The organism is Ferrimonas senticii DSM 18821, assembly GCF_000422665.1.
GTDB lineage: Bacteria > Pseudomonadota > Gammaproteobacteria > Enterobacterales > Shewanellaceae > Ferrimonas > Ferrimonas senticii.
On record NZ_AUGM01000004.1, the window covers coordinates 1 to 13,294 of the forward strand.

At 54.4% G+C, this 13,294-nt stretch carries 14 protein-coding genes; 9 read left to right on the forward strand and 5 right to left on the reverse strand.

Annotation, left to right across the window (positions count from 1 at the left end; genetic code table 11):
- Nucleotides 1-491: 491 nt before the first annotated feature.
- The 3 genes from G506_RS0103500 to nrfA all read right to left on the reverse strand — a co-directional run bounded on the left by G506_RS0103500 (nt 492) and on the right by nrfA (nt 3,709).
- On the reverse strand, nt 492-1,739 hold the full coding sequence (locus G506_RS0103500; protein WP_028115665.1) for an ammonium transporter: 1,248 nt from the start codon (nt 1,737-1,739) through the stop codon (nt 492-494).
- 14 nt (nt 1,740-1,753) lie between these two features.
- The gene (locus G506_RS0103505) at nt 1,754-2,092 is read right to left on the reverse strand and encodes a P-II family nitrogen regulator (RefSeq protein WP_028115666.1); all 339 of its coding nucleotides are present in this window, start codon (nt 2,090-2,092) and stop codon (nt 1,754-1,756) included.
- A gap of 234 nt (nt 2,093-2,326) precedes the next feature.
- Nucleotides 2,327-3,709: an ammonia-forming cytochrome c nitrite reductase gene (gene nrfA / locus G506_RS0103515; protein ID WP_028115667.1), complete on the reverse strand. Its 1,383-nt coding sequence runs from the start codon at nt 3,707-3,709 to the stop codon at nt 2,327-2,329.
- Nucleotides 3,710-3,854: 145 nt separating this feature from the next.
- Between nrfA and G506_RS0103520 the strand changes: the two genes are divergently transcribed.
- Complete coding sequence (locus tag G506_RS0103520) at nt 3,855-5,540, forward strand: histidine kinase (RefSeq protein ID WP_084631142.1); 1,686 nt, start codon at nt 3,855-3,857, stop codon at nt 5,538-5,540.
- The gene (locus G506_RS0103525; RefSeq protein WP_028115669.1) at nt 5,533-6,144 is read left to right on the forward strand and encodes a response regulator; all 612 of its coding nucleotides are present in this window, start codon (nt 5,533-5,535) and stop codon (nt 6,142-6,144) included. Before G506_RS0103520 ends, G506_RS0103525 begins: the two co-directional genes overlap by 8 nt.
- A 52-nt stretch (nt 6,145-6,196) precedes the next feature.
- Here the strand turns inward: G506_RS0103525 and G506_RS0103530 are convergent, their stop codons facing one another.
- Entirely contained in the window at nt 6,197-6,559 is a 363-nt protein-coding gene (locus tag G506_RS0103530; protein ID WP_028115670.1) for a YacL family protein, read from the reverse strand.
- A gap of 155 nt (nt 6,560-6,714) precedes the next feature.
- On the opposite strand from G506_RS0103530, the gene G506_RS0103535 reads away from it, so the two are divergent.
- Genes G506_RS0103535 through lpoB form a run of 4 tightly spaced genes read left to right on the forward strand, consistent with a single transcriptional unit; the run spans nt 6,715 to nt 9,437 of the window.
- Entirely contained in the window at nt 6,715-6,936 is a 222-nt protein-coding gene (locus G506_RS0103535; RefSeq protein WP_028115671.1) for a SlyX family protein, read from the forward strand.
- A 30-nt stretch (nt 6,937-6,966) separates the two neighbouring features.
- A complete protein-coding gene (gene def, locus G506_RS0103540; RefSeq protein ID WP_028115672.1) occupies nt 6,967-7,482 on the forward strand; it encodes a peptide deformylase in 516 nt (171 codons plus the stop codon).
- Nucleotides 7,473-8,816, forward strand: coding sequence for a COG3014 family protein (locus G506_RS18655; protein WP_051201876.1), 1,344 nt, complete (start codon nt 7,473-7,475; stop codon nt 8,814-8,816). The genes def and G506_RS18655 overlap by 10 nt, the downstream gene beginning before the upstream one ends.
- 24 nt (nt 8,817-8,840) lie before the next feature.
- Nucleotides 8,841-9,437: a penicillin-binding protein activator LpoB gene (gene lpoB, locus G506_RS0103550; RefSeq protein WP_028115673.1), complete on the forward strand. Its 597-nt coding sequence runs from the start codon at nt 8,841-8,843 to the stop codon at nt 9,435-9,437.
- A gap of 198 nt (nt 9,438-9,635) precedes the next feature.
- Here the strand turns inward: lpoB and G506_RS0103555 are convergent, their stop codons facing one another.
- Entirely contained in the window at nt 9,636-9,824 is a 189-nt protein-coding gene (locus G506_RS0103555) for a YheV family putative zinc ribbon protein (protein ID WP_028115674.1), read from the reverse strand.
- A 65-nt stretch (nt 9,825-9,889) separates the two neighbouring features.
- Here G506_RS0103555 and G506_RS0103560 point away from each other — a divergent pair, with 65 nt between their 5' ends.
- The 3 genes from G506_RS0103560 to G506_RS0103570 all read left to right on the forward strand — a co-directional run bounded on the left by G506_RS0103560 (nt 9,890) and on the right by G506_RS0103570 (nt 13,287).
- The gene (locus G506_RS0103560) at nt 9,890-11,779 is read left to right on the forward strand and encodes an ATP-binding cassette domain-containing protein (protein WP_028115675.1); all 1,890 of its coding nucleotides are present in this window, start codon (nt 9,890-9,892) and stop codon (nt 11,777-11,779) included.
- 11 nt (nt 11,780-11,790) lie between these two features.
- Nucleotides 11,791-12,237, forward strand: coding sequence for a DUF2390 domain-containing protein (locus G506_RS0103565; protein WP_028115676.1), 447 nt, complete (start codon nt 11,791-11,793; stop codon nt 12,235-12,237).
- Nucleotides 12,238-12,333: 96 nt separating this feature from the next.
- Entirely contained in the window at nt 12,334-13,287 is a 954-nt protein-coding gene (locus G506_RS0103570) for a hydrolase (RefSeq protein ID WP_028115677.1), read from the forward strand.
- The last annotated feature ends 7 nt before the right edge of the window (nt 13,288-13,294 follow it).

Below are 13,294 nucleotides of genomic sequence, written 5' to 3' on the forward strand. Positions count from 1 at the left end.
AGTTGCGCCGATGGTAGTGTGGGAGTTCCCATGTGAGAGTAGGTCATCGTCAGACACTTATTCAGAGAAAGCCCGAATCGAAAGATTCGGGCTTTTTCGCATTTGGAGCTCGGCAAAAATAGCATGAGTTGCGGCAATAAACCTGCTCCTTTGCCGCTATACCAAGTGCTGCGAAGTGAAACGCGGTTGTGCCGATGGTCGTGTGGCAGTAATGGCGTAGTCCATGTGAGCCTTGGTCATCGTCAGACGCTTATTCAGAGAAAGCCCGAATCGAAAGAGTCGGGCTTTTTCGCATTTGGAGTTTGGAAAAATATTATGGGTTGCAGCCAACAAGCCTGCTCCCTTGCCGCTATGCCAAAAGCTGCAAAGTGAAGCGAATATCCGTTGCGCCAAGGGTTGGTGGCTTTAGTTACTTGAGCGTTGGTGGCAGTGATTTATTAGCAGTAAAAACGGCGCCTTGCGGCGCCGTTGCACTCTGGAGAAAGTAAACGTTATTGGCTTTTAACGGTAACGAACTCAGGATAGGCGTCAATGCCACAGTCGGAGGCGTCCATACCGTTGTACTCTTCCTCTTCGCTAACGCGGATACCAATGGTGTACTTCAGCGCTGCCCATACGGCGAATGAGGTGGAGAAAACCCAACCGAAGATAACCGCGGCTCCCAGCAGTTGCCCGCCGAAGGTCGCGTCGCCGTTAGAGAAAGGCACCGCTACCAGACCAAACAACCCGCAGACTCCGTGCACTGAGATAGCACCGACTGGATCATCCAGTTTGATCTTATCCAGAGCGACGATTGAGAACACCACTAAGCCACCGGAGATGGCGCCAATCAATGCGGCCATTGGCAACGACGGCGACAGTGGATCGGCGGTAATGGCAACCAACCCAGCCAAGGCACCGTTGAGGATCATGGTCAGATCGGCTTTTTTCCAAGTGATCTTACACAGTACCAAGGCGGCGATGGCGCCGAAGGCGGCCGCGGAGTTGGTGTTAACAAAGATCTTGGCGACAGCGCTGGAGTTCTCGACGTCCGATACCATCAACTGTGAACCACCATTAAAACCAAACCAACCCAACCACAGAATAAAGGTACCTAAGGTTGCCAATGGCAGGTTCGAGCCAGGAATTGGGTTTACGCTGCCATCTTTGTTGTATTTGCCTTTACGGGCTCCAAGAAGAAGCACTCCGGCGATTGCTGCTGCGGCCCCAGCCATATGAACGATGCCGGAGCCGGCGAAGTCCACAAATCCGATGCTTTCAGAGACAAAGCCACCCCCCCAGGTCCAATACCCCTCAATCGGATAGATAAAGCCAGTTAACACAACAGCAAACGCCAAGAATGCCCAAAGCTTCATGCGCTCAGCGACGGCGCCAGAAACGATCGACATGGCGGTTGCCACGAATACCATTTGGAAAAAGAAGTCAGCTTCAAGAGCGTGCGATTCCGGCGTGTCGTTGCCAATCAGACCGCCGAAGCTTGGCAGCCAGCCGCCTTCGGCGTTGCCGACGTACATGATGTTGTAACCCACTAGTAGATACATGGCGCAAGCAATGGCATACAACGCCATGTTTTTAGTGAGGATCTCGGTGGTGTTTTTAGAGCGAACCAAGCCCGCTTCCAGCATCGCGAAGCCGGCGGCCATCCACATCACCAGCGCTCCAGCGACAAGGAAATAAAAGGTATCGAGTGCAAAACGCAGCTCAGTAACGGTACTGGTTAATTCGGTTATCTGTTCCATGGTTTTGCTCCCCTTTAAATTGCTTCCGCGTCCATCTCGCCGGTACGAATGCGCACCACTTTATCGAGATCGACCACGAAGATTTTGCCATCGCCAATCTTGCCGGTGCCGGCAGCGTTGCTGATCACTTCAATCAAGCGCTCAACGTTATCGGTGGCGGTGGCGATCTCCAGTTTTACTTTTGGTAGGAAGTCCACTTGGTATTCCGCACCGCGATACAGTTCGGTGTGGCCTTTCTGACGGCCAAAGCCTTTTACTTCGGTGACGGTTAGGCCTTCAACGCCCAGTTCGGCGATGGCTTCGCGAACGTCGTCGAGCTTGAAGGGTTTTATGATTGCGCTGACCAATTTCATTGCGATACCTCGCCCAGTTATGTGTTGGGTAAGAGATAACCAATAGTCATGCCAGGTAATTAATTGTTAATTTATTCATGAAGTTAGTTGTTTTGGCTAGGCAACAGTCGACTGTGGTTGCACCATGATGGTCGGCGTGTTTGCACAAAAATTGTGCACCAGCGCTGCGCTGGTGCATTTAAATAAAAAAGGCTGCAAAAGCAGCCTTTTAGATTGCACTAACTTGGTCAATGGCTATTTCGAGCCACCGTATTTCTCCTGATAAGCTTTATCCCATTGCGGCACGATCTCTTGCAGGAAGCGTGCTTTGTCGGCGCGCATCTTATCCATGTCCATCCCGAGTGCGGCTTGCGCTTTCGCTTCGGTGGAGATGTCTGGGATTTTGACCGTCTCGGTGATGCCATGTTTGGCCAGCACTCGGGCCAGTTCAGTACGGGCATCAGCACTGCGGTCTAGTGATGTGGCCAACAGTCGCAGTGCTTCGGTGGGGTTGTGGGCATGGATGCCGTGAGAGGCGATCGACATATCCCAGCGCCATTGTGCATGGCGGATGGCGGTTAACACCGGTTTCATCTCGGCCTCGCTAGCGCCAGCGTCCCAGGCGGCTTTGGCTTCAAAGTGGGCGTGCACCAGTTGCTTTTCGGCCTTTAGTTTGGCGTCGTTGATCATCTGTTTGTAGTCATGAACCACTTTTTCCAATTCGTCTTGGCTTTGGGTATGGCAGCGGCCACAAGTGAATTCAAAGCGGTCGAACGGATTGCCAACGTTGTGATCGGTGTATTTACGGCCCTCTTCATTGGTGACTCGTGGCATGTGGCAGTCGGTACAGGAAACGTTATTACGGCCGTGAGTACTGGTCATGGTGGTTTCGAAGCCTGGATGCTGCGCTTTAAGCATTGGCGCTTTTGATAGCGCGTGGGTCCAGTCGGCGAAGTTAATGTTGTCGTAATAGCGTTCGATATCGTCGGTGTTGGTCCCTAGATCCCATGGGAACTTGACGAACTTGTTGCCAGGTTCGAAGTAATATTCGACGTGGCATTGGCCACAGACCATGGTCTGTTTTTGTGACTTGTCAGCGCTGTCCCACTGCCAACCGATGGTGTCCATCGCACGCTGGGCAAAAGGGGTGCTGATCCTTAGGCGCAAATTGTTGTCGTGGCAGGTGCCGCAACCGATGCTGTTGGTGATCTCATCCCCGCCTTTGGCCCACATCCCTTTGAAATATTCCGCTTCGCCGTTGGTTTCAATGTAGCGCGGTACGTCCGGCGATTTACATGACCAACAGGCCATCGGCATCGGCCCTTCGTCTTTGGTCATCGGTGCGCCGGTACGTAAGGTATTGCGAATGTCGGTTATCGCATAGTGGTGGCCGCGGGCTTTGTTGTAGTCTTTGGCAAAGCCATAGCCGGCCCACAGAATCACCAAATTGGGATCTTCTTCTAGGGCATCTTCTATATCGCTGCTTTCACTGGTTTGCAGCCATGACTGATATTGTTTGCTGAAACGTTGATAGCTGCTGTTGTCGGCGTTGGTGATCTGCTCTGCGGTCGCACCGAAACCGAGCGAGGTGAATAGGGCCGACAGCACCAGCGCCGAGGGTTTAGGCATCTTCCTCATCGTTGGAGTCCTTACTTTTGCGAAAGAGGTCTCTGTAAATCTAGTTAACTATCTCCAAGGTGGCATGGTTTCAGACAGGTAAACTTGCTATCAAAGCATCGCTTTTGAAAAGTGCACTAATGGCCGAACAAACAGATAACTACCTATGCCAAGAAAACTCTCTTTAGGACGCAGCGTTGCCCTAACGATGATTGCAGTCATCGTCTGCGTCAGTATTCAGTCCAGCGTTGGCCTGTTAACGGCGATCTACAGTATTGATGATGGCCGGGCGATCAATATTGCCGGGTCGCTGCGGATGCGTTCCTATCAACTGCTGTTCCTAGCAAATTCCGGTTCTGAGGTGTTACCCCAGCAGATCGACAGTTTTGAATTGGTGCTGCAAGATTTGGAAAGCAACCTAAGCCGGCAAAGCCTGCGTCCAGATGAACTGGAACAGGGCTTTGTGCAGGTAGAACGCCGCTGGGCGACCATGAAGCAGTTGCTGCTGAAAGAGCAGGTGCACTCTTACGTGGCGGCGCTGCGTTCGTTCGTGGCAGACATCGATGAATTTGTCCAGGAACTGGAAGATTTTGCGCGTTTAAAAGTGATGGTCTTGGTGGGCACCCAGGTGGCCGCTATTGTGTTATTGATGGCGCTGTCGACCTTTGCCCTAAGTTACATTCGTCGCCACATTACCCAGCCGCTGCGGCGCTTAGAGATGAGCGCCGAGCAGATGGCCGCCGGCGACTTTTCGATTGAGGTGCCCAAGTCTCGTTTTCGCGAATTAACCACCTTTGGCGAAACCATGGCTAGCGCCAGTGCCCAGCTTGATAGTCTTTATCGGCGTTTGGCAAAACGTGTTGAAGCGCAAGACATCGCCCTAAAACAGGCGCACAAAGACTTAACTTTTTTGTACGACGCCAGCTTTGCGCTGCATGCCAGTCCAGTGCAGGCCGGTGATATAGAGGAGAGCTTAGAGGCGCTGCGGCAGCACATAGGTGCCAATGGCGTCCGCCTAACCTTGGGCGGCAACAGCGGCGTTCGTTACCAAGTTGGCGAATTAGCGCAGCTCAGCCAGCAGGTACCATTGCCGCATCAAGACGGCACTGGGCGCTTGGCGATTAGCCATCAGCAGCCGATCGACAGCGAGTTGCTCCACAGCTTTGCGCTCTTGATGAGCCAAACCTTGCAAAGCCAACTGGATGCCAAGCAGCGCGAGCAGATGCATCTGATGGAGGAGCGAGCGGTGATCGCCCGCGAGCTGCATGATTCGTTAGGGCAACTGCTGGCGTACATGAAAATTCAGCTTAGTTTGCTTAAGCGAGCCAATCGCAGCGCAGAGCGCAGTGCCATTGATGATGCCACTGAAGCGCTGCAAGAGTCAGTGGATATGGCCTATCAGCAACTGCGAGAATTGCTCAGTACCTTCCGTTTGAAGTTGGTGGCGGCGGATCTAGAGCAAGCTTTAGAGAGCATGATCACTCAGCTGCAGCCGCGCACCGATGCCCAGCTGCAACTGGATTATCAGTTGCCGCGGATTACCCTAGAGGCCAACCATCAGGTGCATCTGCTGCAACTGTTGCAGGAGGCGGTGGTCAATGCGATCAAGCACGCGCAGGCGCAACATATTGTGATAGAAGGGCGGCGCCAAGACGGCCGCTGGTTATTACGAGTTTACGACGATGGCCTAGGGATGCAGACCGAAGGCGATTTAGAGGGTCATTTTGGTCTTGGCATTATGCGTGAACGCGCTCGAAAAATGGGCGCTTCATTGACCATAGGTCAACGTAGTGGCGGTGGCGTTTGTGTTACCGTGGAATTGAATGAATCAGAGGAGTTCCAAGATGGCTGAGACCTGGTCAGTAATGTTGGTGGACGATCACCCACTGCTACGCCGTGGCGTGGTGCAACTGCTAAACAGCGAACCGCACTTTAACGTGGCCTTTCAGGCTGGTGGCGGCGAAGAGGCGCTGAGTATGCTGGCTGAAGAACTGCCGGATCTGGTGGTGTTGGATCTGAATATGCAGCCGCTTAGTGGTTTAGATACGCTGCAAGCGATCCGCCAGCGTGGTTACGACGTCAAAGTGGTGATCTACAGCGTGTCAGACAATCCACGCGAAGCCGAAGCGGTATTGAATGCCGGTGCCGATGGCTTCCTAGTTAAAGATACCGATCCTGAAGAGCTGTTGGACTCACTTAAATTGGTGATGGAAGGTGAACGTCGAGTGACGCCGCGATTGGCGGACTCGATTGCCAATGCTGAACATTGGGATCGTGATCTGACCCCTCGGGAGAAAGAGATCGCCCAGCTGATTGGGCAGGGGATGAGTAACAAAGCGGTGGGTGAAGCGCTGTTTATTAGCGAAGGCACCGCCAAGGTGCACGTTAAAAACCTGCTGCGTAAAACCGGCTGTGCCAGTCGGGTCGAATTGGCCTTAAAAGTGAATAAAGGCTAGTTTCGCTATCCCTATTAAAAGCCCCGCACTCAATGAGTCGCGGGGCTTTGTTTTAATAGCGGCCTTCGACGAAGTCGAGCCAGCTTTGCAGCAGATGGACGAAGTCATCTTGGCCACAGAGCGCTTCGCTTTCGGCGTCGTACAGATTCAGATCTGGATCGCTTAGCTCTTCATCCTGATGCAATAGATGGTCTTGCACTAACACTTCGCCATCGGCGATCCGCAGCCCTTGCTCCCGCCCCTCAATCACCAGAGGAGCCTGATCGCTGTACTCTTGCTGCAGTTGTGCCAACAGCGCTTTGATGGTTGCGGGTTGCGCCAGTTCGTCGTTGATAAAACGCGCTAGCGCTTCATGTCCCATCGACAGTGACAGTTGCGGCTGGCCGCCCAATTCGCGGCGAAAATCGAACTCCATCGGTTCCTCGAAATAGAATGATTACGGGGCTAATTGTAACTCAGAGTCTGGCAACAACGCGGTTGCGAACTGGGCAATCGCGTCGTGGACTTAGGTGGGCGTAACGGGATGAACCAAGTACAATGTGGTTAATTCTCAAATAGACTAGAAACATCGTGACTGAACAGCAGCAACTGGATGACCGCCTTATCGATCTTGAAACTAAGGTTGCCTATCAAGATGGCATTATTGAACAACTTAACGACACCGTGGTCGAGCTGAACCATCTGGTAGCGAAGCAGTCTGAACAGATCAGGTTGCTTGCCGAGCGGGTTAAATCGATGCCACAGGGCAACAGCATTGATGGCAACGACAACACGCCACCGCCGCATTACTAATCGCCAGTTAGCACTATAAGGATATCTGCCGTGACGCAACCGATTGCCCAGTTGGGTGAACCAGTACTGGCTCAAGTGGCCGAATATGTTCGTGATTTCGATGAAGAGCTACAGCAACTGGTCGAACGGATGATGACCGCCATGCGTGACGCTGATGGGGTTGGCATTGCCGCGCCGCAAATCTTTGAGAGTAAGCGGGTGGCGATCATCGCCTCTAAGCCGTCGGAGCGTTACCCCGATGCCCCCCATTGCGAGCCGCTGGTGATGGTTAATCCGGAATTGTTAACCCATGGCAGCACTCAGCAAGTGGGTTGGGAGGGCTGTTTGTCAGTGCCGGGGATCCGTGGCCGGGTGAAGCGATTCTGTGATATCCGCGTGGCCTATCAGGATATGGCGGGGGAGTGTCACTGCATCGAATTGAGCGGCTTTTTGGCGCGGATCGCCTTGCATGAGATCGACCACCTTAACGGCAAAACCTTTGTTGATGTGGTGGCGGATCGCAAAGATCTGATCGCCGGTACCGTATGGCAGCAGCAATGCCGTTAGCCCGTTGGCTGACGATTAGCTTACTACCACTGCTGCTGGCCGGTTGCGCCAGCAGCAGCTTACTGATTACTTACCCGCAGCGCTTTGCCGCGGTAAGCAGCGAATTGCAACAGGGGCAAAGCGCACAGGCGCTGGAGCAACTCTCAGCCGGGATCGACGGCAGCGATGGCCTGCTGTACGCGCAAGAATCGGGTCGAGTGGCGGCGCTCAGTGGCGACACCGCCGCCTCGATCGACTACTACCGCCAAGCACTTAGCGATTATCAACAATACGATTGGAAGGCGCTGATCTCGCTTAGTGATCTGGGTGCCCAAGCGCTTGGTGCCAGCATTTCCGATAATCTGATCCCCTATCGTGGCCAAGCTTATGAGCGGGTGCTGGTGCATCAGCAGCAGTCACTGAACTATCTGTGGCAGGGACGTTATGAAGATGCGTTGGTGCAGGTGCGCCAAGGGGACCAAGCGCAGCATTTGGCGCTGCAAGCGTTCGGCGAATTAGAGTCTAACCGCGCGCTGCAATCGGCGGCGATCGACAGCCAGTTAACTCAGTTGGATCGCGCCGCTGGCGATGCGCCGGACTCCTTTATCAATCCCTACGTACTCTATTCCAATGCGGTGCTGTACGAAGGCGCAGGGCAAGCCAATGACGCGTTAATCGACGTGCGCAAGGCATTGCAACTGCGGCCGGAAAACCAACTGCTGCAACAGAACTTTGTTCGTTTGAGTTGCCAACTGCAGATCGATTGCGCCAGCGCTCAGGCGCAGTTTGGTGCTGCGCCGCCGATCGCCGCCAATCAAGGCCAACTGGTGCTGCTGTATGAACGCGGCAGCGTCAGCCCGCGGCAATCGATCCGCCTGCCGATAATCTGGGATGGCAACTATCAACAACTGGCGCTGCCAACCTACTATTCGCGGCCGTCGTTTGCTCCCTCGGCGGTGCAACTTAATGGTCAGCGTTTAGGTTTGTCGGCACTGGTTAATGTCGATGCCATGGCGGCGCGGGCGCTGCGCGAGCAATACCCCTACATCATCACTCGCCAAGCGCTGCGGATTGCCGCCAAGCATGGCGCCAATGAATGGGCGGAACACGCCGGTGGTGATGTTGGTTCGGTGCTGATGCAGTTAGTTAATGCCGTTACCGAGCAAGCGGATCGGCGCAGTTGGCTATCGCTGCCGCAGCAAGTCGATGGCTGGCAGGGGGCGTTGGCGGCGGGGCAACATCAGTTGCAGATTGCTGGGCAAACGCTGCCGATAACCATTGAGCCGAACCGAATCACTCTGGTCTGGGTGGCGGAAACTGGTAACTTGAGACAAATCCAATCACAATTGCTTTAACCGACAATCGAAAGGACGTAACACATGAATCGGATCACCCACATCCTGATGCTGGCGCTCGCGCTGGTGCTTAGCGGCTGTGCTTCCAAAGTGGAATATGGCGATGCCACTGCAGTCGAAACCGTCGATTTGGGCTTTGGCTCAACGGATTTACAGGCCGTAGCGGCCAAGATGGTCGACTCGATGATGACCACCCCATCGGTGCAGATGCTAACCGCCAACAATCAGCGTCCTGTGCTGTTTGTCGATCGGGTCACCAACAAAACCTCGGAGCATATCGACACCGAATCGATTACCGACACCATCAGCACCCAGTTGCTACGCAGTGGCCAGTTCCGCTTTATCGACATGACCAAAGTGGACGCGGTGCGCAAGCAATTGGACTACCAAAATCATTCTGGCTTGGTGGATCCAAGCAAAGCGATCCAGTTTGGTCGCCAAGTTGGCGCTCAATACATGCTGTACGGCAACCTGTCGAGCATCGTTAAAGACAACGGCTCGACCAAAGACGTGTATTACAAAATGACCATGCGCTTGATGGATCTCGACAGCGGCCTAATCGAATGGGCGGATGAGAAAGAGCTGCGTAAGCAAAAGAGCAAAACCTTGTTCGGTCTGTAAACTGCAGCGCCGCCAAGCATTGAATAAGAAGGGGCTACCGTTAGGTGCCCCTTTTTTACAGCCAGATTTGGAGCTAGATTTTAGCTGTTAGCTGTTAGTTGTTAGCTATCAGTAATCAGTGAAAGCCAAATCCAGGTCGCGACCTCGACGTCCTATTGGTTCACTAAAAACTAAGCACTGAAAACTGCTCGTAGTCGATTATTCAGGCTTGAACACCCCAATCACATCGCCGCTGGCTTGGGCTTCGGCGGCCTCACTGCCTTGATGCTTGCGATAGCCACAACTAACGCACTCCATCACCTCGACGCCATTCTCGACATACAGCATGATGCTGTCTTGATCGTTGCACTTAGGGCACGTTGCCCCGGCGATAAATCTCTTCTGCATTGGATACTCCCTGTGGTGGCGTAAATGCTATCATCCGCCCCAATTTTCCCTGCTCTGAAGTCACTATGATAACCCTTGATAAGGTGCAACTCATCCGCGGCGGCAAACGCCTGCTGGAAAACGCCAGTCTTTCGATCTTCCCCGGCCACAAAGTGGCACTGGTGGGCGCTAACGGTGTTGGTAAGTCCAGCCTGTTTGGGTTGCTGCAAGGGGAATACGGCGTCGATGCTGGCGATTGTCAGTTGCCGAAACATTGGCGGATGGCGGCGGTAGCGCAGGAGACCCCAGCGCTGGGACGCAGTGCGCTTGAGTACGTTATCGATGGTGACGAGCAATACCGTGCATTAGAGCAGGAGTTGGAAGCGGCCCAAGCCGATGGCGACGGTCGTCGTATCGGCCATGCCCACGATGCCTTTGAGGCCTACCACGGCTATCAAGTACCGGCTAAAGCGGCTGAGCTGCTGAATGGCTTGGGCTTTGATGATGCCGGCCAGCACCGGGCGGTGAAAGAGTTCTCCGGTGGTTGGCGGATGCGTTTGAACCTAGCGCGGGCGCTGCTGATCCCATCGGATCTGCTGCTGTTGGATGAACCAACCAACCACTTGGATTTGGATACCCTGATCTGGCTTGAACAGTGGCTTAAGCGTTATCAAGGCACCTTGCTGCTGATCAGTCACGACCGTGATTTCTTGGATGAGGTGGTCGGTGAAATCGTCCATCTGGAACAACAACAACTGTTCCACTACCAAGGTAACTACAGTCAGTTTGAACGCCAGCGTGCCGAACGGATGGCGCAGCAACAAGCGGCCTTTGATAAGCAGCAGCGCGAAAAGGCGCACATGCAAAGCTTTGTCGATCGCTTCCGCGCCAAGGCGAGTAAAGCCAAACAGGCGCAAAGCCGTCTGAAGGCGTTGGAAAAGCTGACCATGTCAGCGCCAAGTCACGCCGATTCGCACTTTAATATGGCCTTTCGTGAACCCGCAGCGTTGCCGTCACCACTGCTGCAGATGAGCGAAGTCCAAGGCGGCTACGGCGATACCGTGATCCTCAACAAGATTAAGTTGAATCTGGTGCCGGGCAGTCGCATCGGCTTGCTTGGCCGCAACGGTGCCGGTAAATCAACGCTGATTAAGATGCTGGCGGGCGACCTTGCACCGCAGGCTGGCGAGCTGAAATTGGCGCAAGGGGTTAAGATCGGTTACTTCGCTCAGCATCAGTTGGAACTGCTGCGGATGGACGATTCGCCGCTGATGCATCTGATGCGCTTGGCGCCGGAAGCGAAAGAGCAGGAGCTGCGTAACTTCTTGGGCGGCTACGGTTTTGTTGGCGATCGCGCGCTGGAACCGGTGCGACCATTCTCCGGTGGTGAAAAAGCCCGTTTGGTGCTCGCGCTGCTAGTGTGGCAACGACCAAACCTATTGCTGCTGGATGAACCAACCAACCACTTGGATCTGGAGATGCGCCATACCCTAACCGTGGCGCTGCAGGGGTTTGAAGGGGCGCTGGTGGTGGTGTCGCACGACCGCCATCTGCTGCGCGCTACCTGCAGTGACTTCTATCTGGTCGATAGTGGCAAAGTGGCTGATTTTGATGGCGATCTGGAAGATTACTATCAATGGCTGTTGAACCAACAAAACGCCGGTACCACCAAAGCTGGCGGTAATGGTGAAGTAGTTGATCGTAAAGCGGAAAAACGCCAGCAGGCGGAACTGCGCCAGTTGCTGTCGCCGCTGAAAAAGCGGCAACAGCAGCTAGACAAGCAGATGGCCAAGGCGCAGACTGAGCTCGACCACATTGAGCAAACGTTGGCCGACGCAGATATCTACGCCGCCAGCGAAAAAGATCGCTTAACCGCGCTATTGAAACAGCGTGGCGATCTGCAAGGACAGCTAGAGGAGCTAGAGCTGGAATGGTTGGAGCTGCAAGAGCAGATGGAAACGCTGACTCAGCCGTAACGATGATCTCGTTGGCGACCTTCGTCGCCTACTGTCAGCAACGTTGGCCGCAGGCGCAAGCGCTGGCCTTGGCGTTGCAACAACAGCACGGGCTAGAACCGAACCTGTTGTTGCTGGTGTGTTGGGCTGAACAGCAGCGGCAATTTCTCGACAGCGAGCAGATCCGCTTGCTTGATAATGCCCAGCGTCAGTGGGCGACTCAGATGTTGCAGCCCTACCGGCAACTGCGTCAGCTCGGTAAGCAGCATCTGCCAGAGGCGGACTATCAACAGATGTTGGCGTTGGAGCTCACCTTAGAGAAACGCAGTCAGCACTTGCTGGTACGGGCGTTGCAGCGACTGCAGCCAAGCCCGCAGGGGGACAACCTGGCGGCGCTGCTGGCAGCACTGAACTTGCAACTGCCGGCATCGCAACATCAACAGTTGCAGCAGCTTTTTTACCGCACCGAGTTACCATAGCTTGCCCTTCTTCAGCGCCAACCGCAGTGGTTGGCGTTGTTTATGCAGCCAGCAGTTGGTTATCTTCAGACCTTCACTCTTGGTTGAGGTACTGCAGTGACCGCTCGTTTTGCCCCTAGCGTCTGGTGGCGCAACCCCCATATTCAAACCATTTGGCCGGTGATCTGTAAGCCGAAGTTGGCGCCAGCCCTTAAGCGGCAGCGACTGGAGTTGGATGACGGCGACTTTATCGATCTCGATTGGTTGGCACAGCCGAGCCCCGGACAACCCTTGCTGCTGTTGATCCATGGTCTTGAAGGCGGGGCGGACTCCCATTACATCCGGCGGATGCTGCTGAGTGCTCAGGCGCACGGGTTGGCGACGGTGGTGATGCATCAACGCAGCTGCTCTGGTGAGCCAAATCGCTTACTGCGCAGTTACCACAGTGGTGCCAGCGACGATTTAAAGCGGGTGATCGATCATCTGCACCTGCGCTTTGGCGACCACCCGTTGTGGGCGCTGGGTTACTCCCTTGGCGCCAATCAGTTGTTGAAATACCTTGGCGAGCAGCGTCAGCACAGCTTGTTAGCTCGCGCCGCTGCGGTGTCGCCGCCACTGGATCTGGCTGCTTGCGCGAAACGGATGGAACGGGGCTTTTCGCGGGTGTATCAGCGTCATCTGATTAAGCGGCTGCAGCGCAAAACCGCGCAGAAGCTTAAAGACTTTCCAGAATTCTCATTAGCCAAACCGCTGTCGCAGCTCAATACCTTTTACCAGTTCGACGATGCGGTGACGGCGCCAACCAACGGCTTTGCTGGGGCGGCGGATTATTACCAACAGGCCAGTGGCAAACCCTTTGTGGCTGACATTGTCACGCCAACGCTGTTGCTGCATGCCATTGACGACCCGTTTATGACCACGGCGGTGGTGCCAGAGCAGATCAGCACTAGCGTGACCATGGAACTGCACCCTCGCGGCGGGCACGTGGGCTTTATCGCTGGGGGCTGGCCATGGGCACCACAGTTCTATCTGGAGCCACGCTTATTGCAGTTTTTTTGCGCAGAGTCGTAAACTTTGA